The sequence below is a fragment of the Streptomyces sp. NPDC085524 genome, from assembly GCF_044541755.1.
Taxonomy (GTDB): Bacteria; Actinomycetota; Actinomycetes; order Streptomycetales; family Streptomycetaceae; genus Streptomyces.
In genome coordinates this window covers 43,937-66,527 of sequence record NZ_JBITTH010000002.1, presented here as the reverse complement: position 1 = coordinate 66,527, position 22,591 = coordinate 43,937, and the positions used below count along the sequence as shown (strand labels likewise).

General features: G+C 70.8%; 24 protein-coding genes, 1 tRNA gene and 1 pseudogene. 13 read left to right on the top strand and 13 right to left on the bottom strand.

The window, feature by feature from the left end; all coding sequences use genetic code 11:
- Positions 1 to 56 precede the first annotated feature (56 nt).
- Positions 57 to 1,070 carry a polysaccharide deacetylase family protein gene (locus ACIGFK_RS03055; RefSeq protein ID WP_376655525.1) on the top strand — a complete coding sequence of 338 codons (1,014 nt, stop codon included), beginning with the start codon at positions 57 to 59 and terminating at the stop codon, positions 1,068 to 1,070.
- Positions 1,071 to 1,145: 75 nt separating this feature from the next.
- Here the strand turns inward: ACIGFK_RS03055 and ACIGFK_RS03050 are convergent.
- A pseudogene (locus ACIGFK_RS03050) lies at positions 1,146 to 1,457 on the bottom strand (DUF6221 family protein); the annotation flags it as partial.
- 380 nt (positions 1,458 to 1,837) lie between these two features.
- Between ACIGFK_RS03050 and ACIGFK_RS03045 the strand changes: the two are divergent.
- From ACIGFK_RS03045 to ACIGFK_RS03020, 6 genes are all read left to right on the top strand, one after another.
- A complete protein-coding gene (locus tag ACIGFK_RS03045) occupies positions 1,838 to 2,743 on the top strand; it encodes an SDR family NAD(P)-dependent oxidoreductase (RefSeq protein WP_376655524.1) in 906 nt (301 codons plus the stop codon).
- 56 nt (positions 2,744 to 2,799) lie between these two features.
- A complete protein-coding gene (locus ACIGFK_RS03040; RefSeq protein WP_376655523.1) occupies positions 2,800 to 3,381 on the top strand; it encodes a TetR/AcrR family transcriptional regulator in 582 nt (193 codons plus the stop codon).
- Positions 3,332 to 4,081 carry an alpha/beta fold hydrolase gene (locus ACIGFK_RS03035; protein WP_376655602.1) on the top strand — a complete coding sequence of 250 codons (750 nt, stop codon included), beginning with the start codon at positions 3,332 to 3,334 and terminating at the stop codon, positions 4,079 to 4,081. Before ACIGFK_RS03040 ends, ACIGFK_RS03035 begins: the two co-directional genes overlap by 50 nt.
- 166 nt (positions 4,082 to 4,247) lie before the next feature.
- On the top strand, positions 4,248 to 5,204 hold the full coding sequence (locus ACIGFK_RS03030; RefSeq protein ID WP_376655522.1) for a GlxA family transcriptional regulator: 957 nt from the start codon (positions 4,248 to 4,250) through the stop codon (positions 5,202 to 5,204).
- Positions 5,205 to 5,321: 117 nt separating this feature from the next.
- On the top strand, positions 5,322 to 6,320 hold the full coding sequence (gap, locus tag ACIGFK_RS03025; RefSeq protein WP_376655521.1) for a type I glyceraldehyde-3-phosphate dehydrogenase: 999 nt from the start codon (positions 5,322 to 5,324) through the stop codon (positions 6,318 to 6,320).
- Between the two features lie 71 nt (positions 6,321 to 6,391).
- Positions 6,392 to 6,598, top strand: coding sequence for a hypothetical protein (locus ACIGFK_RS03020; protein WP_376655520.1), 207 nt, complete (start codon positions 6,392 to 6,394; stop codon positions 6,596 to 6,598).
- A gap of 89 nt (positions 6,599 to 6,687) precedes the next feature.
- On the opposite strand, the gene ACIGFK_RS03015 is transcribed toward ACIGFK_RS03020, so the two are convergent.
- A complete protein-coding gene (locus ACIGFK_RS03015; protein WP_376660790.1) occupies positions 6,688 to 7,794 on the bottom strand; it encodes a substrate-binding domain-containing protein in 1,107 nt (368 codons plus the stop codon).
- A gap of 304 nt (positions 7,795 to 8,098) precedes the next feature.
- On the opposite strand from ACIGFK_RS03015, the gene ACIGFK_RS03010 reads away from it, so the two are divergent.
- Positions 8,099 to 8,725, top strand: a complete 627-nt coding sequence (locus ACIGFK_RS03010; protein ID WP_376660789.1) for a hypothetical protein — start codon at positions 8,099 to 8,101, stop codon at positions 8,723 to 8,725.
- Positions 8,726 to 8,824: 99 nt separating this feature from the next.
- Positions 8,825 to 9,490: a hypothetical protein gene (locus tag ACIGFK_RS03005; RefSeq protein ID WP_376660788.1), complete on the top strand. Its 666-nt coding sequence runs from the start codon at positions 8,825 to 8,827 to the stop codon at positions 9,488 to 9,490.
- A 202-nt stretch (positions 9,491 to 9,692) separates the two neighbouring features.
- On the opposite strand, the gene ACIGFK_RS03000 is transcribed toward ACIGFK_RS03005, so the two are convergent.
- The 5 genes from ACIGFK_RS03000 to ACIGFK_RS02980 form a co-directional block, all read right to left on the bottom strand.
- Positions 9,693 to 9,899 (bottom strand): hypothetical protein, encoded by a 207-nt coding sequence (locus ACIGFK_RS03000; protein ID WP_376660787.1) that lies wholly within the window; start codon positions 9,897 to 9,899, stop codon positions 9,693 to 9,695.
- Between the two features lie 399 nt (positions 9,900 to 10,298).
- A complete protein-coding gene (locus ACIGFK_RS02995) occupies positions 10,299 to 10,997 on the bottom strand; it encodes a DUF4232 domain-containing protein (RefSeq protein ID WP_376660786.1) in 699 nt (232 codons plus the stop codon).
- Positions 10,998 to 11,170: 173 nt separating this feature from the next.
- Positions 11,171 to 12,304, bottom strand: a complete 1,134-nt coding sequence (locus ACIGFK_RS02990; protein WP_376660785.1) for an FAD-dependent oxidoreductase — start codon at positions 12,302 to 12,304, stop codon at positions 11,171 to 11,173.
- A 198-nt stretch (positions 12,305 to 12,502) separates the two neighbouring features.
- Positions 12,503 to 12,862: a DoxX family protein gene (locus tag ACIGFK_RS02985; RefSeq protein ID WP_376660784.1), complete on the bottom strand. Its 360-nt coding sequence runs from the start codon at positions 12,860 to 12,862 to the stop codon at positions 12,503 to 12,505.
- Between the two features lie 103 nt (positions 12,863 to 12,965).
- The gene (locus tag ACIGFK_RS02980; RefSeq protein WP_376660783.1) at positions 12,966 to 13,460 is read right to left on the bottom strand and encodes a cupin domain-containing protein; all 495 of its coding nucleotides are present in this window, start codon (positions 13,458 to 13,460) and stop codon (positions 12,966 to 12,968) included.
- Positions 13,461 to 13,541: 81 nt separating this feature from the next.
- On the opposite strand from ACIGFK_RS02980, the gene ACIGFK_RS02975 reads away from it, so the two are divergent.
- A complete protein-coding gene (locus ACIGFK_RS02975) occupies positions 13,542 to 14,393 on the top strand; it encodes a LysR family transcriptional regulator (RefSeq protein ID WP_376660782.1) in 852 nt (283 codons plus the stop codon).
- Positions 14,394 to 14,511: 118 nt separating this feature from the next.
- Positions 14,512 to 14,588: transfer RNA gene (locus tag ACIGFK_RS02970), tRNA-Gly, on the top strand.
- Between the two features lie 91 nt (positions 14,589 to 14,679).
- Here ACIGFK_RS02970 and ACIGFK_RS02965 read toward each other — a convergent pair.
- From ACIGFK_RS02965 to ACIGFK_RS02955, 3 genes are all read right to left on the bottom strand, one after another.
- On the bottom strand, positions 14,680 to 15,543 hold the full coding sequence (locus tag ACIGFK_RS02965) for a hypothetical protein (protein WP_376660781.1): 864 nt from the start codon (positions 15,541 to 15,543) through the stop codon (positions 14,680 to 14,682).
- Between the two features lie 192 nt (positions 15,544 to 15,735).
- Positions 15,736 to 16,551, bottom strand: a complete 816-nt coding sequence (locus tag ACIGFK_RS02960; RefSeq protein ID WP_376660780.1) for a transglutaminase domain-containing protein — start codon at positions 16,549 to 16,551, stop codon at positions 15,736 to 15,738.
- A 123-nt stretch (positions 16,552 to 16,674) separates the two neighbouring features.
- Complete coding sequence (locus ACIGFK_RS02955) at positions 16,675 to 17,463, bottom strand: tetratricopeptide repeat protein (RefSeq protein ID WP_376660779.1); 789 nt, start codon at positions 17,461 to 17,463, stop codon at positions 16,675 to 16,677.
- Positions 17,464 to 17,817: 354 nt separating this feature from the next.
- Between ACIGFK_RS02955 and ACIGFK_RS02950 the strand changes: the two genes are divergently transcribed.
- Positions 17,818 to 18,717: a DUF3626 domain-containing protein gene (locus ACIGFK_RS02950; protein ID WP_376660778.1), complete on the top strand. Its 900-nt coding sequence runs from the start codon at positions 17,818 to 17,820 to the stop codon at positions 18,715 to 18,717.
- 74 nt (positions 18,718 to 18,791) lie between these two features.
- Here the strand turns inward: ACIGFK_RS02950 and ACIGFK_RS02945 are convergent, their stop codons facing one another.
- Complete coding sequence (locus ACIGFK_RS02945) at positions 18,792 to 19,367, bottom strand: hypothetical protein (protein WP_376660777.1); 576 nt, start codon at positions 19,365 to 19,367, stop codon at positions 18,792 to 18,794.
- Positions 19,368 to 19,750: 383 nt separating this feature from the next.
- Here ACIGFK_RS02945 and ACIGFK_RS02940 point away from each other — a divergent pair, with 383 nt between their 5' ends.
- Positions 19,751 to 20,230: a hemerythrin domain-containing protein gene (locus tag ACIGFK_RS02940; protein WP_376660776.1), complete on the top strand. Its 480-nt coding sequence runs from the start codon at positions 19,751 to 19,753 to the stop codon at positions 20,228 to 20,230.
- Between the two features lie 129 nt (positions 20,231 to 20,359).
- Here ACIGFK_RS02940 and ACIGFK_RS02935 read toward each other — a convergent pair whose 3' ends face one another.
- Entirely contained in the window at positions 20,360 to 21,337 is a 978-nt protein-coding gene (locus ACIGFK_RS02935) for a hypothetical protein (protein WP_376660775.1), read from the bottom strand.
- A 333-nt stretch (positions 21,338 to 21,670) separates the two neighbouring features.
- Positions 21,671 to 22,534 carry a hypothetical protein gene (locus ACIGFK_RS02930; protein WP_400050277.1) on the bottom strand — a complete coding sequence of 288 codons (864 nt, stop codon included), beginning with the start codon at positions 22,532 to 22,534 and terminating at the stop codon, positions 21,671 to 21,673.
- Positions 22,535 to 22,591 lie beyond the last annotated feature (57 nt).

Genomic DNA, 22,591 nt, shown 5'->3' with positions numbered 1-22,591 from the left:
GAACCCTCGGCGCCGGTAGGTATGCCTCGTCAGGTCCACCTCGTGAGGGGTCCCACATGCGCCACCCGCTCATCCCGCTCAGCGCCCTGGCCGGCGCCGCCCTGCTCGCCGCGGGCTGCTCCCCGGGGGCCTCACCGGCCGCCGGCCAGCGCCAGACGGCGCCGTCGGCAGCGGCTGCAGCCGGCTACCGCGCCGCGAAGTCCCCGGCCGAAGTGGGCGCCAACGAGCTCGGCGACGTGCCCGTTCTGATGTACCACCAGCTCACCGCGAAACCGGCCAGCGTCTACGACCGGAGCCCGGCCGACTTCCGGGCCGAGCTGGAGCGCCTGGCCCGGGAGAACTACGTCCCGGTCACCGCACAGGCCTTCCAGACCGGCCGCATCGACATCCCGGCCGGAACGCACCCCGTGGTCCTCACGTTCGACGACTCGACCAACAGCCAGCTGCGCCTCGGCCCGGACGGCGCCCCGGCAGCGGACACGGCCGTCGCCATCCTGGCGGAGACGGCGAAGAAGTATCCCGCGTTCAGACCGACCGCGACCTTCTTCGTCAACGCGGAGGCGTTCTCGGCCACCGGTTCCGCCAAGGCGCTGACCTGGCTGAAGACGCACGGATACGAAGTGGGCAACCACACCGACCACCACCAGAACCTGCGCTCCCTGGACGAGGCGGGCGCCGCGCAGGCCATCACCGCCGGACAGCGCGCGATCGAGACGGCCGCGCCCGGCACCCGGGTCACCTCTCTCGCCCTGCCCTTCGGCGCCATGCCCCAGTCCGACGGGGTCGCCGCACGGGGAACGGGCTACCGCTACGACGGGGTGTACCTCGTGGGGGCGAACCCCTCGGTCTCGCCGTACGCCAAGGCCTTCACCCCGGGCGCGATCCCGCGGATCCGTTCGGCGGGGCCGAAGGACGCGGACGCCGAGTTCGGTTCGTCGCGCTGGCTCGACAAGCTCGCCTTGGGCACGAACCGGTACGTCTCCGACGGCGACCCGAACACGATCGCCTTCCCCCGCGCCTCGCAGAACGAGCTGGCCCCGTCCTTCGCACCCCGGGCCCGGCCGTACTGAAGGCTGGTGCAGCAGATCCGTGCGCGCCGGATTCCCCGGGGGGCAGCGCATCGCCCATCCGCAACTGGCTTTCGGCTACGGTCTCCAGCTCTCGCGGTAGTCGGCGTGATCGGCGTACGCCAGGGCGAGCAGGGCCAGCGCTCGTCGAAGGCCGGCGAGGTATCCGGCTGTCAGGCCGGGCGTCGCCTGCGCGGTTTCGTAGTGGTCCAGCAGGGCTTGTCTGGCTTCGGTCTCCCTGAAGATCCGTGCAGGATCGAACCGGGCGATGTGGTCGGCAGTTCCGAGATGGACCTCTGGGATCCCGGTTCGGGGCGTGGCCCGGCGTAGGCCGGTGCTCTGAACGACCGGGGTGCATCCACTGACGGCCCACCCACTCGCATTCCGGGATCGCGCCTTCCCGGTCGTCGGTGCAGCGGTCGGCCCAGGCCCGGCCCACCATGACCGGCCGGGTCACGACGCCTCCGGCGGCCTCTTGCACCCGCACGACCAGACCGAGCCGTCGGCTCCGGGGTTTCCCCGCGGACCGTGCCTCACCTCGAGCACCCCACGATCGTCGGCATGCAGGAGGAGGCGCTCCAGATCAGCCGGAACGCAAGCGGTCAACTCTCCTCCCCCAGAGCCTCACCCGGGGGCCGTGCACTGCGTCGACGGCGACGCAGAACAGCAGGCCGTCGTTGAGACATCCTAACCGGATGGATCATCCGTATCCGTGTTACGGTCAATCAAACGGATGACCTATCCGTATGCCTACCGAGGGTGGATGAGCCATGAGGAAGACAGCTGTGGTCACGGCCGGTACAGCCGGCATCGGCTTGGAGACGGCACTGGGTCTGGCTGCGGCCGGGTTCTCGGTCACCGTCATAGGGCGGAACCCCGACCGGGGCGCGCGGGCGGTCGAACGGATCAACGCAGCGGACCCGGCGCATACCGCCCGGTTCCTCGCCGCCGACCTCGCCTCGCTCGACGAGGTGCGCGCGCTGGCCGGTCGGCTGTCCTCCGACCATGCCGCCGCAGGCACCCCGCTGACCGTACTGGTCAACAACGTCGGGGCGATGTTCTCGGTTCGGCAGGAACTGGGCGGGGTCGAAGCGTCGTTCGTCGTCAACCACCTCTCGCCCTACCTGTTGACCGAACTCCTGCTGCCCACGCTGACAGCCGGCGCGCCGAGCAGGGTCGTGAACGTGACCTCGGGCGCGGTCGGGGTCGCGAAGCGGGTGTTCGACGCGGTCGAACCGCCCGGCGGCTACTACGGCTTCCACTGGTACGGCCGCGCCAAGCTCGCCAACCTCGCCTATACGCTCGACTTGGCGAAGCGGCTGGACGGCACGGGCGTATCGGTCTTCGCCGCCGACCCCGGAGGCGCCGCGACCGACATGACCAACGGCACCATGACCGACCCGAGGATCGTCTCGCCCGCCCTGCGGCTGCTGTGGCCACTGGTGCGCCGCACGTTCGAACGCTCGACCTCCGGCCCGGCGTCCACGGCAGCCAGGCCCTCGATCACCGCAGCCACCGACGCCGCCCTGACGGGCCGCACCGGCATCCTCATCGGCGCGCAGGCACGCCCTGTGACCCCGTCCCGCGCGGCGACCGACCCCCGGGTCGCAGCGGCCGTACGCCGGCTCAGTGAACGGCACGCCCCCCTCGCGGCCACCCGACCTGCCCGCGCATAGCGGCACGGACGGTGGCCGCGGCGCCTCCGGATGGACTATCCGATTAGGATGTCCCCATGACGACGACACCGCTACGCAAGGACGCGGCCCGCAACTGGGACCGGATCGTCGCCGTCGCCCGCACCCTGGTCGACGAGGGCACGCAGTTGCAGCTCAACGACGTCGCCCGGCGCGCCGGACTCGGTGTCGGCACCGTCTACCGGCACTTCGCCACGCCCGAGGCGCTGCTGGAAACCGTCGCCACGCCCTGCCTGGAAGCCCTGGTCGCCCACGGTGAGCGAGCGCTGGCCGGCACCGACCCCTGGCCGGCGCTCGAGGGCCTCCTCACCCGCACCGTGGAAGCGCAGGTGACCGATGCTTCGCTGGCCCCGGTCACCGGCGCAGCCGCGGACAGCTTGCCGCGCACCACGGAACTCAAGCAGTCCTTGTGGTCGGTCGGCGCCACACTCCTCGCCCGGGCCAAGGAGGCCGGAGCGGTCCGCCCCGACCTGACCTCGGGTGACCTGGTCCCGCTCATGTGCGGGATCGCGCACGCCGTGCACGTCCACGGCGGCTCTCCGGCGGACCGGATCGCCACCGCCCACCGCTATCTGGCCACGCTCCTCGAAGGCCTGCGGGCCGCACCGCCCGAGGCGTGAGCGACGCGGCACCACGCCGACAGGCCGAAGCGCAGGCAGAGCGCTCCCCGGCCTCGTCGGGCATTCGGTACGGAGCCCGAGCAGGACCTGCCGGCTCCACGGACCGGGCGGCAACGCCTACGGCTGGTCCCCCGCGGTGGCCGAACCCGGGCTGCGCGGACACCGCGCGGTCGCCGTCGACCTGCCGGGGCACGGCCCCGGCGCCCACTTCCCCCTCTCCTACCAGTCGCCCCAGGACCTGGAGCGACTGCGGCAGGAGTCCTCTCCCCTGGCGGGGACGACTCTGGCCGACTTCGCCCCGCACGTGGCCTCGGTGGTACGGCGGGCACACCGCAACGGCCCCGTGGTCCTGGCCGGACAGAGTCTCGGCGGCGTCACCCTCAACGCGGCCGCCGACTACTCCGACAACGAGGTCAGGGCGATGCTCAACATCCTCGAACCGGACGAGTCGGCCGCGATCGGAGCACGCGACGGCGGCGGACTGCCGCACGAGTGGGGGCGCATCCCGCGGACCTTCGTGCGCTTCGCCGAGGACCGCACGCTCCCACCGGCCCTCCAGGACCTGATGATCCGGGAGGCCGACGAGCCGACCCCCGACAACCCCTTCCGCGTACGGTCCCTGACAGCCCCGCACATCGGCCCCCGCCACCCCGCACTCCTGGCAGACGAACTCGAACAGGTCGCCCGACTCTGCCCCTGAACCCCACCGACGACGCGCAGAATCCTGCAGCTCCGCGATACCGAGCACGGCGTCGTGGACGCCGTGCCGTGCCGGTTCCCCGGTGGCCGGCGCCCCGCATGCGGGACGCTGCCTCCGCGCCCGTCGCCCGGGCCGTCTCCGTCCCCCGCCGCGTACCCTCGTGCCCGTGCCGCCTCCCCGTCTCCGCCGTGTCGCCGTCCTCGTACTCGAGGGCGCCAAACCCCTCGACGTCGGAATCCCCGCGCAGGTCTTCACGACCCGCGCCAGCATGCCGTACGAGGTGCGGGTGTGCGGTGCCGCGCCCGGGCTCGTGACCGGGGGCGACGGGCTGTCGTACCACGTGACCCACGGGCTGGAGGCGCTGGCGTGGGCCGACATCGTCTTCGTCCCCGGCTACCGGGCTCCCGACCGCGACGACCCGCCGCAGGCCGTGCTCGACGCGCTGGTCGCCGCCCACGCACGGGGTGCGCGGCTCGCCGCCATCTCGACCGGCGCGTTCGCGCTCGCCGCCACCGGCCTGCTCGACGGCAAGCGCGCCACGACCCACTGGCACTACGCCCGGGCGTTCACCGCCCGGTACCCGCTCGTCCGGCTCGACGAGAACGTCCTGTTCGTCGACGAGGGCAGCGTGCTGACGTCGGCCGGAGCCGCCTCCGGCATCGACCTGTGCCTGCACATCCTGCGGCGCGACCTCGGTGTCTCCGCCTCGAACCACGCGGCCCGGCGGCTGGTCGCGGCGCCGTACCGCAGCGGCGGCCAAGCCCAGTACGTCCCCCGCAGCGTGCCCGAGCCGCTCGGCGAGCGGTTCGCCGCCACCCGCGAATGGGCCCTGCACCGGCTCGGCGAGCCCCTCACCCTCGAAGCGCTCGCCGTGCACGCGGGGGTCTCGCCGCGTACGTTCTCGCGGCGCTTCGCCGAGGACACCGGGTACACGCCGATGCAGTGGGTCATGCGTGCCCGGATCGACGTGGCCCGGGAGCTTCTGGAGCGTTCGGAGCGCAGTGTCGAGCAGATCGCCGCCGATGTCGGTCTCGGCACCGGGTCGAATCTGCGGCTGCACTTCCACCGCATCCTCGGGACCACCCCGACCGACTACCGGCGCACCTTCACCCGGGGCGAATAGGCGGTGTCGGCCGTCGACGGCCCCTGTGGCGGGATCCTTGCGAACCATGGCGATCTCGCCGCTGTCGCGGGCGGGCGGCGGGGGCGAACCTGATGGCGAACGAAAGGGACATCGCTCATGACTCGCATCGCCATCAACGGATTCGGCCGCATCGGACGCAACGTGCTGCGCGCGCTGCTCGAACGCGACAGCGACCTCGAGGTCGTCGCCGTCAACGACCTCACCGAGCCCGCCACCCTCGCGCGACTGCTCGCCTACGACACCACCTCCGGCCGGCTCGGACGCCCGGTGACCGTCGACGGGAACGCCCTCGTCGTCGACGGCCGCCGCATCACGGTGCTGGCCGAACGCGAGCCCGAGCAGCTGCCGTGGGCCGAGCTCGGCGTCGACCTCGTCCTGGAGGCGACCGGCCGCTTCACCTCGGCCGAGGCCGCCCGCGGCCACCTCAAGGCGGGCGCGCGCAAGGTGCTCGTCAGCGCACCGTCCGACGGCGCCGACGTCACGCTCGCGTACGGGGTCAACACCGACGCCTACGACCCGGACGTGCACACGATCGTCTCGAACGCCTCGTGCACGACCAACGCGCTGGCCCCGCTGGCCTCCGTACTCGACGACCTCGCCGGCATCGAGCACGGCTTCATGACCACGGTGCACGCCTACACCCAGGAGCAGAACCTCCAGGACGGCCCGCACCGCGACGCCCGGCGCGCCCGCGCCGCGGCCGTCAACATCGTGCCGACCTCGACGGGCGCCGCCAAGGCGATCGGCCTCGTGCTGCCGAAGCTCGCGGGCAAGCTGTCGGGCGACTCGATCCGCGTGCCGGTCCCGGTGGGCTCGATCGTCGAGCTCAACACCACCGTCGCGCGCGACGTGACGCGCGAGGAGGTCCTCGAGGCCTACCGCACTGCGGCGCAGGGACCGCTGGCAGGGGTACTGGAGTACTCCGAGGACCCTCTCGTCTCCTCCGACATCACGGGCAACCCCGCCTCGTCGATCTTCGACTCGGAGCTGACCCGCGTCGACGGCCGCCACGTCAAGGTGGTCGCCTGGTACGACAACGAGTGGGGCTTCTCGAACCGCGTGATCGACACGCTCACGCTCCTCGCCGCCGGCTGACTCAGAGGGGTTCGGGGGCTCGGGGGGGCTCACCGGCGGGGTCGGCGGCCCGTCGCCGTACGATCGGGTCCATGCAGGCCGATCTGACGGGCCACGCCCGATGCGTTTTCGGGGACGAGTACCGGCCCACGCCGCCGTGCGACCGTCAGCACGACGAGGCCTCCTTCATCGAGGAGCTGACGTTCGCCGACGCCGATGCGATCCTGGCCATGCTGCGGGAACTGTGCCCGGGCTCGGTCGACGGGTACCTGCCTGTGCGGATCCGCAACCTCGCCTGAGCGCCCAAGTGCTGTTCAGACCTCGTGGACAGGGCCGGAAGGCACGTGCCGCGGAGCGCATCCGAATGGGGATGCGCTCCGCGGCGCCGCTACTTCAGGCCCATCTCCTCGCACGCAGCCTTCAGCTTGTCGGTGCAGACCTCGGCGACCGTGTAGACCTCGTCGTGGATCACGGTGGCCTTGACGTTGCTTCTGTTCAGCGCGATGCCGGGAACGAGCACCGACGGCACCCGCTTGGTGGTCGGGCTGTCGACGACCTGGTTGATGATGCCGTCGGTCCTTTCGCCCTTGGCGAGGGCGACGGCCAACTCCGCCGCGGCCGAGGCTTCCGGGGCGTACGGCTTGTACACGCTCATGAGCTGCTCGCCGGCGACGACCCGCTGCACGGCGGCGAGTTCGGCGTCCTGGCCGGTCACCGGCGGCAGCGGGGACACGCCTGCCGCCTTCAGGGCGGCGATGATGCCGCCCGCCAGGCCGTCGTTGGCGGAGTAGACGCCCACGATCTTGCCCTTGCCGAGGGCCGAGATCGCGGCCGTCATGTTGGCGGTGGCGTTCTCCGGCTTCCAGTCGACCGTGTCGTACTCCTTGCCGACGTTCACCTCGCCGTCGAGGACGGAGTGCACGCTCTGCTTGAACTGCCGCGCATTCGGGTCGGCGACCGAGCCGTTCATCATCACGATCTGGCCGGACTTGGCCTTGTCGCCGAGCGCATCGAGGAGCGCCTTGGCCTGGAGCCCGCCGATGTCATGGTTGTCGAAGGAGGTGTAGGCGTCGATCGGGCCCTCGGCCAGACGGTCGTAGGCGACGACCGGGATGCCGGCGTCCTTGGCCTTCTTGACCGAGCCGGCGATGGCCTTGGAGTCCACGGCGTCGATGATCAGGACGTCCACCTTCTTGACGATCATCGCCTCGACCTGAGCGCTCTGAACGGCCGGATCCTGCTTGGCATTGGCGTAGATCACTTCGCCCTTGCCCCGCGTGAATCTGTGGATCTCTTTTTCGATGAGCGGCTTGTCGAACTTCTCGTAGCGCACGGTCTCGTCCTCGGGAAGCAGGAGACCGACTCTGATCGTGTCGCCCTTGGCGGATCTCCCGGGTTCCCCGTCGGCATCGTCCGCGCCGCCGCAAGCGGCGAGCGAGACGGTGATCGCGGAAGCAGCGACGGCAACGGCGGCCCTGCCCAGATATGCGTTCACTACATAAACCTCCCTGACGAGGGCCGTTTTCGTCCGGCCGAGGTAGGCGAAGTCAACTCGTCACCGATAGCACCGTCAAGGAGTGAATTCGCAACGAGATGACAACGTTCTCATGAGGCCGCACACGCCGATGATTTGCCCCTATTTGGATAATTCCTCACTGTTGATCGACCGGTTTCATTTCAACTTCTGAATTTAAGGCAGCGCGTCACTCATGGGCGGGCTCAACCCCAGGGTGCTGAGCGGTGACATCTGCCGCTCCCGCAACCCGCCATCGCCCGACGGCACAGCTAGTCTTACGATCATGGCCTTGCGACCCGATGAGTTCTACGACCACGCACGTGCGGCTGCAGATGACGAGGTTCGGCTTCCGCTGGCACGGATGACCGGGTGGGACATCAGCCCCTTCGAGGCGGATGGCCTACGCGTCTCCGTACTTCGGCCTCCCGTCCTCCCCGAGCCGCGGCGGCACGGGGAAGACCCGGCGGACTGCGGCGAGTGCCGCGCCCGCAACGAAGGCATCTGGCTCAACGACCGCTGGCGACTGGCCCGGATACCGGGCGTCGGCGTGCCACTGGTGCTGATGCTCTTCCCGCGCGACCACTACGACATGGCCGACCTGCCCGACGAGCTGGCTGCCGAGCTGGGCGTGCTCACCACTCACATCGTCCGCCACGTGCAAGCCCTGCCCCACATCAGCCGAGCGCACGTCTACCGCATCGGGGACGGCTCCGCCCACCTGCACGTGTGGTTCTTCGCCCGACCCGAGGGGCAGGCCCAGCTGTTCGGGTCGTGGCTGCCCGTCTGGGACGACCTCCTGCCCGAATACCCGGCCGACGTGGCCGACGCAGACGCAACCGCCGTTGCCGACGCGTTGATCGCCTCGTACGGAGGCCACCGCGCGGACTCGGAAAGCCGGCAGAGCCTCTGACCCCGCACCCGCGCAGGGCCAGCCCGGGCTGTCCCCTTTACGTGCCCCGTGTCGTCGCGGTTACCTGGAGGACACGGGGTACGAGCCACGGGGGCGGGCATGGCGCGCTGGCACGGAGGATGGGGGCGCGGACTCGCGCGGACGACGATGGCGCTGGCGGCGCCGCCGCTGGCTGCGGCCCTGGCGTTCGGGGTGGCCCGGGAGTCGGCATACGGATCGCTGGGCACCTGGGGGTTCTTCCTGGGCGGGCTGCTGCTCCCGCTGGTCCTGCTCGGCTGGCACGCCGCCCTCGCCTCGCGGCGCGGGGCCGCGCTCGTCGCACTGTCCGCCCTCCCGGCCGGCTTCGGCGCCATCCTCGCGCTCGCGTCCGTGGGGCACAGCGCGCTGGAGGCCCGGGGCGTCGAGATCAGCTGCGTCGTGCTGAAGGTCACCGAGCACACCGAGACGGACTCCTCCATGGACGCCGACGGCCACTGGACCTCCACGACCCGGACCTCGTACGACCACCGCCTGGACTGCCCCGCGGGCGGCCCGGAGCACCTGGACACCTCCTCGCGGCTCGCGAAGGAGGGCGAGTCCCTGGCTGTGTTGCGCGATCCGCTGGACAAGGTCTCCCCGCGGGCTGCCGGGGACGTCCACGGCTGGGGCCTGCGCACCGCCGCCGAGGTCACGGTCGGAGCGGCCATGCTGCTGGGGCTGGCCGGCGGAATCCGTGAGGCGTACGAGAAACGTCTCCGAAGGCCGCAGCGGCCGACGAGGCGGTGATCCGCCCGAAAGGAGCGCCCCTCCAGCGGACTCGGCCTGGCACGGGGCGCACCAGACGCAGCAGGGCCGCCCTCGGGTGACATCGGGAGTTCGGCCACGGGCTTCAGCGTGCCCGACGGATCGGACGGTCCCCGTGAATCTCCCGGCTGCCCTCGCACCGGAGCGGCCCCACGGCGCCTTGTATCGGGGCGCCTTGGTGGGTTCAGTCGATCGTCTCCCCGTCGTGCGAACCACCCTTGCAGACGTTGGCCGTCAGGTCGGCAACTCCGCCGCCCTGCTTGCACTCGGACGGGGTGACGTAGGACGGGGCACCCTGAGTAGCTGCGGTGGCGGTGGCAACGCCCGAGAGGCCGAGTCCGGCGAGGGCTGCCGTGGCAAAGACGGCGGCGAGGATTCGTCGCATGCGCATGTGGTTCCCCTTTCACGGATTGCCTCGGTTGGGGCACTACTCCCTTTGATCTTCACATGGCACGCCATATTGCGCCATTCGGGTGAATCGTCACTCGGGTTCGCGCCGAGGACCGGCTTGGCATCCTCTCCCCTGTCGACACCTGCCCGGCGGGACCGGCGCGCCGACGGCAACGGATCACCCCTGCCGCCGCCCGTCGCCGACCCGGTCTACAACTGCTACGACCTGGGCTGGTTCGCGAAGGTCTGGCACAGTCGAGGCCTGGGACCACGACCGGGCCTCCGGCATGGTCCGCTGGGGCCTGGCCGCCCGCCTCTGCATCGTTTCCCCTCCACGGCCGGACCGTCTGCCCGCGAAGCATCGGCGCGGGCCGGGGGCCGTACCACGCCGCACTTGCGGTCAGGACGGCTTGGCGGCGGAGAAGGCGGTGACCGTCACCTTGTTGTCGCACAGGGCGAAGACGCCGTCGGTCATGGCGATCTGGTGCGAGCCCGCGCCCGGCACACCGATGACGAGCGTCGGGAAGCTGGCCGGAGTGGCGCCCGAGACGCAGTATCCGTCCGCCTCGCCCTGGACGTTGACGAAGGTCAGCTTCGTCCACGCGCGGGCTCCGGGAGCCAGCGTCACCGTCGACGCCGTACCGCTGTGGGTGGCGGCGAGCGGCAGGTTCTTGTCGGGTGAGCCGTTGCCCGCACCGGCCACCGTCGGGTAACCGGTGAGCGTGCAGGCGTGCTTCGAGCTGTTGGCGACCGAGAGGACCGCGGCGCCGGTCCCGGTGCCCGGCGGCCGCGTCTCGGCCTGCTGGGCGTCGGAGACCTTGACCTCGCCGGCCGTGCAGGGCTTCGCACCGCCGCCCGGGGCGGACGCCGCGGGGGTGGGGGCGGTCCCGCCCGAGCCGCCCGTGGTAGAAGCGCTGCCACCACCGGTCGAGGAGCCGCCCGTCGGTGTCGGCGCGGCCGGCACCGAACCGGCCGGGGTGGCGGGCGGCGTGCCGGCCGCGCCGTCGTCGGTCGGGCCGCAGCCCGTCATCAGGACGGTGGCGGCCGCCGCGGCCACGAGCGCCGCCGCCGAGCGGCGAAGGCCTGCTGAGTACTGCATGGGATGCTCCTCGGTGTCTCCCGGCCGGCCCCGCCGGCACGTGCAGGGACACGGCACCGTGGCCCGCCCGAGTTCCCGTGCTGCGCCGTTGTGGCAGACCTGTCACCAGACCATGACGTATGTCCTCCGCCGGCCCGGACCGGGGACGGCCCCGGCGATGGTGCCTCAGCGGCTCATTGGCGGCCCTTCTCGGTGATCATGGCGATCAGGGCCTGGGCGGTGTTGCGCTCGGAGTCGATCCCCGGGACCTCTCCCCCTTCGAAGGTGGCGGGCGCGGCGCTGCGGGGGAACATGGCCTGCTCGTACTCGGTGAGCGCGGCCTCGACGTCGTCGGGGTGCGCGACGAGGGCCTTGGCGAGTTCGGCACCGTCGTACATGGCGAGGTTGGCGCCTTCGCCGTTCGGGGGCGTGAGGTGGGCGGCGTCGCCGAGCAGGGTGACCCCCGGCACCCGGTCCCACCGGTGCCCGGTCGGCAGGGCGTACTGGGGGCGCAGGCTCGGTGCTGTGTCGCCGTCGGCGATCAGAGCGGTGAGTTCGGGTGCCCAGCCGTCGAACTCGGCCGCGATCCGCGCGGTGGCCGCGGCGGCATCGGTGAAGTCGATGGCGGCGAACCAGTCCTGCGGCCTGGTCAGCGCCGCGTAGGTGTGCAGGGTGCCGCCGCTTTCCCGGTGGGCGAAGATCTCCCTTCCCTGCGCGGGCACGATGAGCATCCCGCCGCCGACCGCTTTCGCGGCGGCCGGGTGGCGGGTGTCGGCGTCGAACAGGTAGGTCTCGACGTACGAGGTGCCGACGTACTCGGGTGTGGCGGTGGAGAGCAGGGGCCGTACCCGGGACCAGGCGCCGTCCGCGCCGACCAGCAGGCCGGTGACGACGGTGCCGCCGTCGGCGAACGTCACCTCGTGGCGGCCCGGGCCGACGGTGCGGGCGCCGGCGACCTTGTGCCCCCACCGGACGGTGCCGGCCGGGAGCGAGTCGAGCAGGATCTGCCGTAAGGCGCCGCGGTACACCTCGGGGCGGCCGCCCGTGCCGTCGTCGGCCTTGTCGAGCAGGACGGTCCCGTCCTGGTCGAGGACCCGCATCGCCTGGTGGCCTTCCAGGACGATGGTGTGGAACTCGTCCATCAGGCCGGCCGCTTCGAGGGCGAGCTGTCCGTTGTAGTCGTGGATGTCGAGCAGCCCTCCCTGGGTGCGCGCCGTCGGGGAGGCCTCCGCTTCGTAGACCACGGCCGGGATTCCGTGGACGTGCAGGACGCGGGCCAGAGTGAGTCCGCCGAGTCCGGCGCCGATGATCGTGACGGGTGTGTACATGGTCGCTCCTGGGGTTCGGGGCCGCCCTGTGAGTTCCGGCCGGCCGTTGCTCGAACATTGCGGGACCGCGCCGACAAGCCACCGACATCGAACCGGCAGCCGCCGATGGATGACCGACACCGCGTATCGGTCCCGGGCACCTGCCGTGAACGGGAGGTCCGGCGGCCGCACTCCCGGTCGGTCGGACACGGTGCTTGTTCACAGCCGGACGGCGAGCCAGAGGGTCACGGCCGCGGTTGCGGTGAGCCCGGCGTTGAGGGCGATCCGGCGGTCCCGGCCGCTCAGGTGGACGGTGATCGCGCCGATTTGCAGCAGTACGAAGCCGATGGCCGCGGCCGGCGCCAGGGAGGGCGCGATGCCGGTCAGCGGCGGCAGTACCAGGCCGGTCGCGCCGAGCACTTCGACCGTCCCCAGCATCCTGAGGGCGGGGAGGGGTATGCGGTCGACCCAGGCCATCATCGGCCGGAGTTGATCCCGGCTGCGGAACACCTTCAGCGTGCCTGCGTAGAGGTAGAAGAGCGCGAGCAGTCCCGCGACGACCCAATAGGCGATGTTCATGGTTCCCGTTCATGGTTCCCGTTCATGGTCCACCGGTTCGCGGGGACCCGTCGATTGCCTCGTGTGCCGGAGGAGCCCTGAACAGGCCCCAGTTCCGTCGTGTTCAGACGCGGTCGGTGGCGGGCTCGGTCGCGTAGTGGCTCATCGCCTCGATGTTGGCCTGCGGTGTCAGCGGCCGGCCGTCGGCGATCGCCGTCCGGAGGTCTCGGAAGTACTGCACGTACAGGTCGGGGGTGAAGGTGCTGAGCATGACGGCGGGCTGGTCGGTCGGATTGGCGAAGGTGTGCGGGGTGCCGGGCGGGACAACCACGAGCGTGCCCTCGGTGGCGTCGTGGTCCTGGTCCCCCACGGTGAACCGGACGGTGCCGGAGAGGACGTAGAAGCCCTCGTCGTGCAGGCCGTGCCGGTGCTGAGGCGGTCCCTGGGTGTGCGGGGCGAGGACGGACTCGGCGATCGCGAGGCGGTGCCCGGTGTGGCTGCCGTCCTCCAGGACGCGCATGTGCGTGGTGCCCAGAACGATCGTCTCGCCCTCGCCGGGACGCACCACCGACAGGGCGGGTCCGGTCCGCGGCCCGCTGTTCCGTGCTTCTTCGGTCATGCCCACCAGTGCAGCGCCCGAGCTGCTTCAGTGTCCAAGACCGGTTCCGCGGCGCCGATACCCGGTGGGTATCGTTGCAGCGTGGAGCTACGTACCCTGCGCTATTTCGTCGCGGTCGCCGAAGAACTCCACTTCGGCCGGGCCGCCACGCGGCTGCACATGAGCCAGCCGCCGCTGAGCCGGGCCGTCAAGCAGCTGGAGGCCGAGGTCGGGGCACGGCTCTTCACCCGCTCGCCCACCGGCGTCACGCTCACACCGGTGGGCACCGTGCTGCTCGACGAGGCGCGGGCCCTGCTCGACCATGCCGACCGCGTCCGGGTACGCGTGAGCGCAGCGGCCGGCGCCGCGACCATCACCATCGGCATCCTGGGCGACGGCACCGACCCGGGAGTCTCCAGGCTGGCCGCGGCCTTCCGCCGAAGCCGCCCCGGCATCGACGTCCGCATCCGCGAAGCCGACCTGAGTGACCCCACCTGCGGGCTGCGCGCCGGACTGGTCGACGTCGCACTGACTCGGGCGCCGTTCGACGAAACCGCCCTGACGGTCCGTACGCTGCGGGCCGACCCGGTCGGCGTGGTCCTGCGCGCCGACGATCCACTGGCCCGCCGCGACGGCCTGCAACTGGCCGAGCTGAGCGACCGCCGCTGGTTCCGGTTCCCGCAGGGCACCGACCCCGTCTGGCAGTCGTACTGGAACGGCGGCATGCCGCGCGGGGGCCCGGTGGTGCGTGCGGTCCAGGAATGCGTACAGGCGGTCCTGTGGAACGGCACGGTGGGCCTGGCCCCGCTCGGACACGAACTGTCCCCGGAGCTGGTCGTGGTGCCGCTGATCGACATGCCGCCGAGCCGAGTGGTGGCGGCGTGGAACGAGGGCGACACCAACCCCTTGATCCGGTCCTTCATCGAGACCGCGATGACCGCCTACCATCCCTGAGCACCGGCAACCGGCCTTCTCGCTGCGCACGTTGGCCCCTTGGGCGGGCCTGTTACGCGGTCAGCCGACAGAGGCCAACGGTCGGCGTGGTACGTCGTAGGCTGTAGCACGCCGCGGCGGGGGCAGGTAGCGCAGAGGTCGACGCGCCCTCTTGCCAGGAGGGGATGACGCCGGTTCGAATCCGGCCCACCCCCGCCGCGCGCCGTCGAGGTGCCGCTGTGCGCCCGTCCCGGTCTCGGTCTCCCCCTCGGGCCGAGTACCCGCCGCAGTCACAGGGCCGGGCTCGTCACTCGGCTTCATCGCCGAAGTCGTAGGGCGGGATCGCCCATCGCAGTGCCATCTCCCCCGCCTCATCGGCTTCGAGCGTGACCGGATAGACCTGGCTGGCTTCCCGCTCACCCCGATGCCGGATCGAGTGGTCGCCTTGGTCCCATTGAATGCCGAGCACCTGGCAACCACCCACGTCGATCGCACCCGCGTGGAGCGGATGGTGCCACCCGGCCCGCTCGAAGCGATGGAAGTCGGTGTGCTCGTTGACCGAAACCATGAGGCCCTTGCCGCCGTGCAGGCGGTCGCTCCAGGCCTCGAGCCCGGCCGCACGCGCCGCCGCCTCGGCCACCGGAAGGTCGAGCCACCCCTGCGGCCCGTCAACGCCGCGCCGCGCAATCCGCTCACCACCGAACTCCGCATGTGCGTCGTCCGCGTAGAGGCCCCAGCAGAAGACATCGGCGAGCCCGTCGGCCGGCTCGTCGTGCATTCCCGTCCAGGCATCCAGCCCTGAAGCATCGCCGACCACCATGCCGCACCGATCAACGGGCAGGTCCCCGAGCCGTACCGGTACCGACCGCTCCGGCTCGGGCCACGGAAGACCGAGACCGATCTCCAGAGTCGCGATCGCCGGTTCCCCGTCGAACGGAGACGGCGACGTGCTCGCCCTCACTGCCAAAGGCCTGTCAGCGGCTGCCGGAACCGCGACCGCCTCGCACAACCACTCACGGAAATGGCCGCCTCCCGTCGCCGCAGCCGCCCTGGCGCGCTCGGACAGCGGCAGGCCCAGTTCCCGCCACTGATCGATCCACCCGGCCATGCCGAGCACCAGCACACCCGACGGCGCAGTGACTTTCCCCAGGTCGACGAAGATCTCAGACATGGGCCGATTGTGCCTCCCCCGTACGACAAGGGTCCGCACGAGGTCGGTGGCCGACTCCGAGGCCTCCGCAAGCAGGTGGCGTGCGCAGGCCGGCGGTGAGGGTGGTCAGGGCCGACAGGCCAAGCCGGCCGTACGTTCCGCACCCTGGTCCGCCGCGGCTCCGATGACGGGCTGGGCGACGGGGACGGCGTACTAGGCTCCGGCCGCGTGGCGGCCCAGGATGGGTTCTGCCACCGTTCGGGCCAGGGGACAGAGGGTCTGGCCGTGGCGGGCGAAGAGGGCGTCGCGCGAGTCGAAGTGGCCGAGGTCCGTCAGGACGTACGCCGACAGGTCGCAGGGGGCTCCGCCGGTCGGGCAGAGCGTTGTGGCGCCGTCCCAGTCGATGGCCGTACGGGAGATCGCCTCGAAGAGGGTCTCGGGGCCGGCGTTGGTGAAGCCGCCGCCGGGGGCGGCGCCGCGTTCGTCGAGGCCGCCGAAGAGCTCCGAGACCGTCAGCCACCGCGACGCACCCGGCTCCGGCTCCAGCTCCGGCTCCACAGCGGGCTCAGGCAGGCGGAACTCCGGCCAGGCCAGGAGCACCTGGTCGGGGACGAGGTGGCGCAGCCGGGGGAAGCGCGGGTACCAGAAGGCCCCGTCGACGACGAGGCCCCGCACCCGTGTGGCCGTCCCCGTCGCCCGGGCGACGGCCTCGAGCACGGCCAGCCTCTGGCTGCACGAGCCGCGCCCCAGGCGCAGCACCTGCGACACGGGCCGCTCGTCCTGGACGGAGTAGACCGGGCGTACAGAAGTGGCGATCCAGCTGTGGGCCCGGCGCAGGGAGGCCACGGGATCCGCGCCCGCGGGAAGTTCGAGGGTCCGGGCGAGGGCGGTGACGCGTGGTTCGCGCCAGTCGAGGATGCGGGTCGGCTCCGTACCGCCCGCAACCCGTACCGGAGTTCCGGCCGCAGCGGGGTCCGTCGTCGTGGCCGTGCGGATGCGGCCCCGGGGCCGCAGGAGCGAGCTCGTCATGGCGCCGTCCTTTCCTGGGAACCGCATCATCACACATCGACTGAACGCGTTCAATACTGAGGTTTCGCAGCCGGCTCGCCCAGCCACAGGCCGGCTCCCCCACCGCCGGCGCGGCACGCGTGCTCAAGCGCTGTCGATGCGGTCGAGCAGCATCCGGGCCTCGGTGGTGCGGCGGTGATCCGGGCCGAAGGCGGACAGGCAGGCGCTCTGGGCGGCTGCGGCCAGCGAGCGGGCCTCGGCGCCACGGCCCAGCCCCAGGAGGGCGGTGGCGGTAGCCAGCTCGACGGCGCCGGTTTCCGGGCGGTGCTGCTCCTGGGGCAAGCCGCGGCGCAGCTCGTCGGCGCGCCCCGCCTCGGCGAGAGCCTCCTCGTGGCGGTCCTGGCCACTGAGGCTGCGGGCCAGACCGAGACGCAGGACCAGGGTGAACCGGTCCTGTACGCGATGGGCTGCGAGTGCCTCGCACGCGAGCGCCTCGGCCTCCGGGTGGCGGCCCAGCGCATTGAGGGCGAAAATCTGCCCGTTCCGGGCGGCCGTGGCTATGAGGGGCATGTCCGGTCCTGCGCCGCGGGCTGCGACCCGGGCGACGGCCGCACACTCCGCCTCGCATTCGGCATGCCGGGCCAGCGCGCTCAGTACTTGGGCCCGGTTCGAGCGCAGTTTCAGGGTCTGCGGGTGTTCGGCGCCGAAGATCCTGCCGAAGACCGGAAGCAGGGCGTCGTATGTGGCGAACGCATCATCATGGCGGCCCTGGGCGCCCGCCGAGAGCGCGGCGATACCGAGCGCCAGCGGCCCGTACATGTCGTCACGCGGCCGCGACCGGGCCGCAGCCACGGAGCGCGCCTCGGCCTCGGCCTCGGCGTACCTCCCCTCCTGATAAAGGGCCGTGGCCTGGGCCAAGGGAGTCTTCGCCATCCGAGCGGCTTCACTTCGGCCGCGCCACCGAAAGAATTTCATGCCCGGAGCATACGAATCCTGCGCACGCCCGTTCGAAGACGGGGGCAAGGACCACTCCGCGGATTCGGGCGCACGGGTGGCCGAGACGCAGACGCTCACCCGGGCCAACCACTCGGCGTCGGACGACCTGGACGAGGCGCTACGGATCTGCGAGGAGATGTCGGGCGATGCCGACGATCGTGCAGTCCTGGGAGCCCATCGGCTGCAGGAGAGCCTGGCGGAGACCGATCCCGTTCCTCGCCCCGCACATGAACGGGCTGTCGGTGGACAATCCGCGTGCACCGGTTGATCAGCGTGGGGAAGACTGTGCCGATGAGCTTTGGAACCTCCCGCACAGCGCAGGAACGGGCCCTCCGGCATGTCACGGATCTGGCGTCCGGCCCTCCGATGGATCCGACTCTGCGGGTGACCCTCAACTTCCACCCTGACCGTCTGCTGCACGGCAAGGCGATCCTGGACGCCATGGCCGAGGGTGGCGTCTACCACTCGCAGTTCGTCACTGGGACCAGCAACGGTGGCCTTACCGCGCATCCCGGCGGCGACCGATGGCGCTGGGAGAGCCGGATCTTCGACGGAGCGTACGACGAAGCGACGGCTCATGAGCGGCCCGTCTACGGGGCGTTGAACTTCCGTCGCAAGGCGGTCGGCGGAGCGCCCCGGTTCGGCTCGGCCCACTTCCGGCTCACGGCCCAGACGCTGACGCGGAGCACGTTCTGCTACCCGGACAGTTTCCTCGAGCCGTCGGACTTCGGCGTCGCAGCCCGCATGGGTCTCATCGACCTTGCCCTCGCCGATCGTCAGGACGAGCTGGACGACTACATCGAGGCGCAGGTGCACGGGCCGGTCCTCTTGCAATCCGCAGTAGAGGCGCTGGTCCTGGATCCCTGCTACCGAGGCACGGCGGTCGAGGCCGCTGCCTCGCGCCTTGGCTGTCCGGTGGAGTGGCACCCCGGCTTCCGCCTCGGGGTTGAAGAACTCCGACGTCACCCCGACTACCGCGGTCAGGAATACGTCGAGTTGGGCTCACGGATCGCGGTCGACGGCATGCTCGACCCTGGGATCGTCGGAGACGCTGCGCGCGCCGGCCTCCATGACCCACAGGCGGTCAAGAAGGTGTGGCACTACCTGGCGCGATTCGGGTCACCCTGCAAGGCCCCAGACCGCTCGGTGGCTCCGACACCGGAGGAGATGCTCGAGAATCGGCCGAGCTGATCGACGATGCGGCCCGCGGTGGGCGTGACGGTGCACGTCACAAGGCTGTGCTCCAGCCGACCCCTGCCCGGCGGTCAGGTGGTCTCAGTGCCATTGAACGCAGCGCCCAGCTTCACTTCTGCCCAACGGGCGTCCGTGGGCGGCACTACTCCGCCACCAGCCTGCCAAGACTTGACGCACAGCCAGAGACTGCACTTTCCACCACCCTTGGCAGCCATGGTCATCTCACCGGCCTCAGCGAATTTCGGCAGTTTTGGCCGGGGATTTCCTTCTGAGTCCGTCCCGAAATCCACCTCTCTGGGTACGAGCCGGATCTGTCCGCGCTTCGCGGATTTGAACTGGCCACCCCAGCTTCCTTCGGAATTCGCGATGATGCCACCAGCAGCACCGTGGAAGCTGCCGCCGGCTCCGTGCTCACTCCAACCGACAACACCCTCGTCTTTGTGCCCCAACCCGAGGACTCCGTATCCAAACCCGGGTCCCGGCAGGGATACTTCCCCTACGACACCCGATGCTGTTTTCAGATTGAGCATAGGATCTGTGCCGACTGCGGCCTCTTTGGACGTTGTTCCCCAGACACCGGCAGAGGCGGCAATTACGAAGTGCGCTGAAGACGGCGGCGCTTGCTCGCTATCGGCGTGAACACCCACGACTCCGCGCGCACCGGAAACCCATCCCCTTCCGACCACTCCATTACCCGTACGAGCCAGTGCCCCTCGGCGCGGCTGACATCGCGGAGCCCCGGCCTGTCCTGGGCCGCGCTGACCGCCGCTGCGGACAACCACCTGCCCGGTGGCAGCCCCACCGCCGCCGAACGAGCGCATGCCTCCTTCGATCAGGCTGCGGGTGGTGTGGTCACGGCACGGATATACTTCCGGGCAGCGTCGCGTGCCGGTGGCGAATGGAGCGTCAGGCATGGAGGCGTCGAAACGGAAGGTGGCTACGGCCATTCCCGCCTCAAGTCCACAGAAGATCCCACCTCACCCCACCAAGGTTCATTTCCTCGGCTCCCGACCGCGACGGGAGGGCGATCGTGCCGCATGATCGCGTAACCGCCTGGAGCGGGGAACTGCAGCAGGTCCACCGCAAGCTGCGCACCGCGTTGGCGCTGGCGCGAGCAGGACTGGACACTGGCGACCCCGCCGACGCCACCACCGACCTGCTGTTGTTCTGCCACGGGTTCTGCGCCGTCCTTTCCGGCCACCACCGCGCCGAAGACGGCTCACTGTTCCCGGAACTGCTGCGGACACGGCCCGACCTGGCGCCGGTGGTCGCGAAACTGACCCAGGACCACAACATGATCGAGCACCTCATCGGTGCGTTGCAGAAGGCGGTGGCCGAGTCGACCGACCCAGAGGTGGCACACCGTCACCTTGACGGTATCGAGGCGGTCATGGAGACACACTTCAAGTACGAGGAGAAGCAACTCGGCCCGGTCCTGGACGGCATGAACGCAGACTTCGACCGCACCGAGATCTTCGGACCGATCAGCTCAGCCGCGTCCCGGTCCTGACACCTGCCGACGGCGCGGCCGGAGACAACGACCAGGGCCCGCTGCGACTGCTCCTCACCGAGCGGCCGCAGCGGGCCAGCCGGTCTCTGTCATGCGAGACAGAGCCTTGCACGCAGGCATCCCGCCCCATCAGTCTCCGGAATGTGGCGGTACCGCAGCCGAGAGCTCGCGCGAACCGCGGACGGGGTTCCCCCCGGGATCGCTGGTGAGCCAGGAGCCGTCGCCCAGAGGCACCAGTCCGTACGGGCTGGTCACCCCGACGGTGATGTCGCTGCCGACCGTGCCCGTGCGTACGTCGACCAGGTGGTAGCGGAACCACTCCTCCTCGTCCTCGGTCTCGCCCCCCAGGGTGATGACGGCCAGGTCGGCAGTCAGGTAGCCGCCGCTCCACTCGACGAACGCGTCGTCCGGTTCGTATCCGAAGGCTTCCACGGGCAGGGTGAAGAGCACGTCCCCGCTCGGGTGGCGGTGGAACGCGACATCGGCTTGCCCGTGGTCGACCGTCATGAACTGCTGACCGTCCGGAGCCAGGTCGATCAGGCAGCGGTCCGACCACGGATAGGTCACGAACTCCGGCTCGCCGGCAGCCCCGGCCGCGGCTCGGAGGATGACCGAGCCGTCCTGGCCCTCACCGACGTTGAGGTAGACGCTGCCGTCCACAGGGTGCACGTACTGGAAGGCGCCGTGCCCGGCCGTCTCCAGCTCCCAGCGGGCCAAGACCGCCCCGCTGCCCGCGTCGTGCACGACCCACTGGTCCGCACCCCCGCGTCCTGCCATCACGTCCGGCCGATAGACCCACACGCTGCGGCCGTCCCCGGACAGCGCGCAGCCGGGCCGGTGTCCGTAGGGCTCGTCCGAACGCGGCTCGAAGTCCGACGCCCACACCAGGTCACCGGCACTTGTCAGGCAGACGACGCTGTTCAGCGTCGTGTACACGACTCGCTCCAGATCGGGCCAGACCGCCGAATCCACCATCTCGTCGCCGGGCCGGGGATGGAACACCGCGACCGGCTCCAGCGTGCCGAGCCCGCTGGAGCCCGGCACGTAGGCGTAGATCATCCCGCCGCGATGGCGCGTGATCACGTTCGAAGACCGGTCAGGAATCATGCGCCGAGGCTAGCGCCCAGCTCAGGCCACCCAACAGGCAGGTTCAACCTCCTCGACGCCGGAGGCCGGCTTCCCGAACACCAGCTGGGTGACGGTCGCTTCACCGAAGACCGTGGTGTGGTGCCGATCCCGCCGGGCCCTGTCTTCCGGCTCGGCAGGCCGCCCATCCGCGGCTGGATTCAGAAGCTCCAACGGGACGGCCCCGCCTCCATCGGCAAGCAGCAGTTGTACGGCCGACGCTCGTTCGCTCTGCCCGGAGCCCTGGCGTCGCAGGTTGCCTGACGCGCCGGTTCCGCTCGACGCCCGGTACCTCGCCGGAGGCGGTTCCCGAAGTCACCCTGTGGGGATGGTCCGCCAACTGCCAAGCCGTACGTCAAGCTCCACTGTCAGGTCGCTCCGCTGTGGAATCGGGACGTCCAACCGCCATGGGGCCGGCAGGGCAGTCAGCCTGATCGTCACCAGCTCCTCGGTGGCCGTCTCCAGGGCTCCGATCCAATGGGGTGCAGTGGCCATCAGCCGCTCGGGCAGCCAGGGCCCGGGCTCGGGAACGTATGAGGAAGGTCCGTCGGTGAGGGCGGCAACAGCGGAGCCCGCCAACAGCGTCAGCAGGCGGGCCAGCACCGCGCCCGGCAGGGCAGAGTCCCTGGTTTCCAGCAGCACGTAGCAGTCGTCGTGTCCGGAGAACAAGAGCCGGCAGGAGTCTCCCAGGCGACCGAGGAGGGGCTCGTCGACGCCCGCCGTACCGAGCACGAGGGCGAACGCGTCCAACTGCTCCGGGCTCACATCGGTGGGCAGATCGATCAGCGTCAGCTCGTACGGAGACCAGGTTCCGTCGAGAAGACGGGGCAGCTGGCTGCGCTCCATCACCAGGATCTCCTCCGCGAGCCCGTGCGTGCCGGACGCCCAGGGTCCGAGGGGGCGGACCGTGCACGGCACACCGAGCTCAGCCGCGATCAGCGAGGGACGCAACGGATGCCAGTCCGCATCCAGGTAGGAGTTGGTCTCCAGCGAGACCACCGCGACCGGGCCGCTCGCGGCGGCCGCGAGCAGGTCGGCCAACTCCCCCGCCTGCGCCGCGCCCGCGGCCACAACGTAGGTCCCCTCTTCCTGGCGGACGCTGAAACTCAACGGGAAAGGCCGACGCTCCACACCGACGCAGTTCACGCTGAACGCGCCCTCCCGCCCGACCTCGATCATTGCCCCACCCCTGATAGCCCACAGGCGCCCCAGCACCGCTCGCACCCATCATCGCCG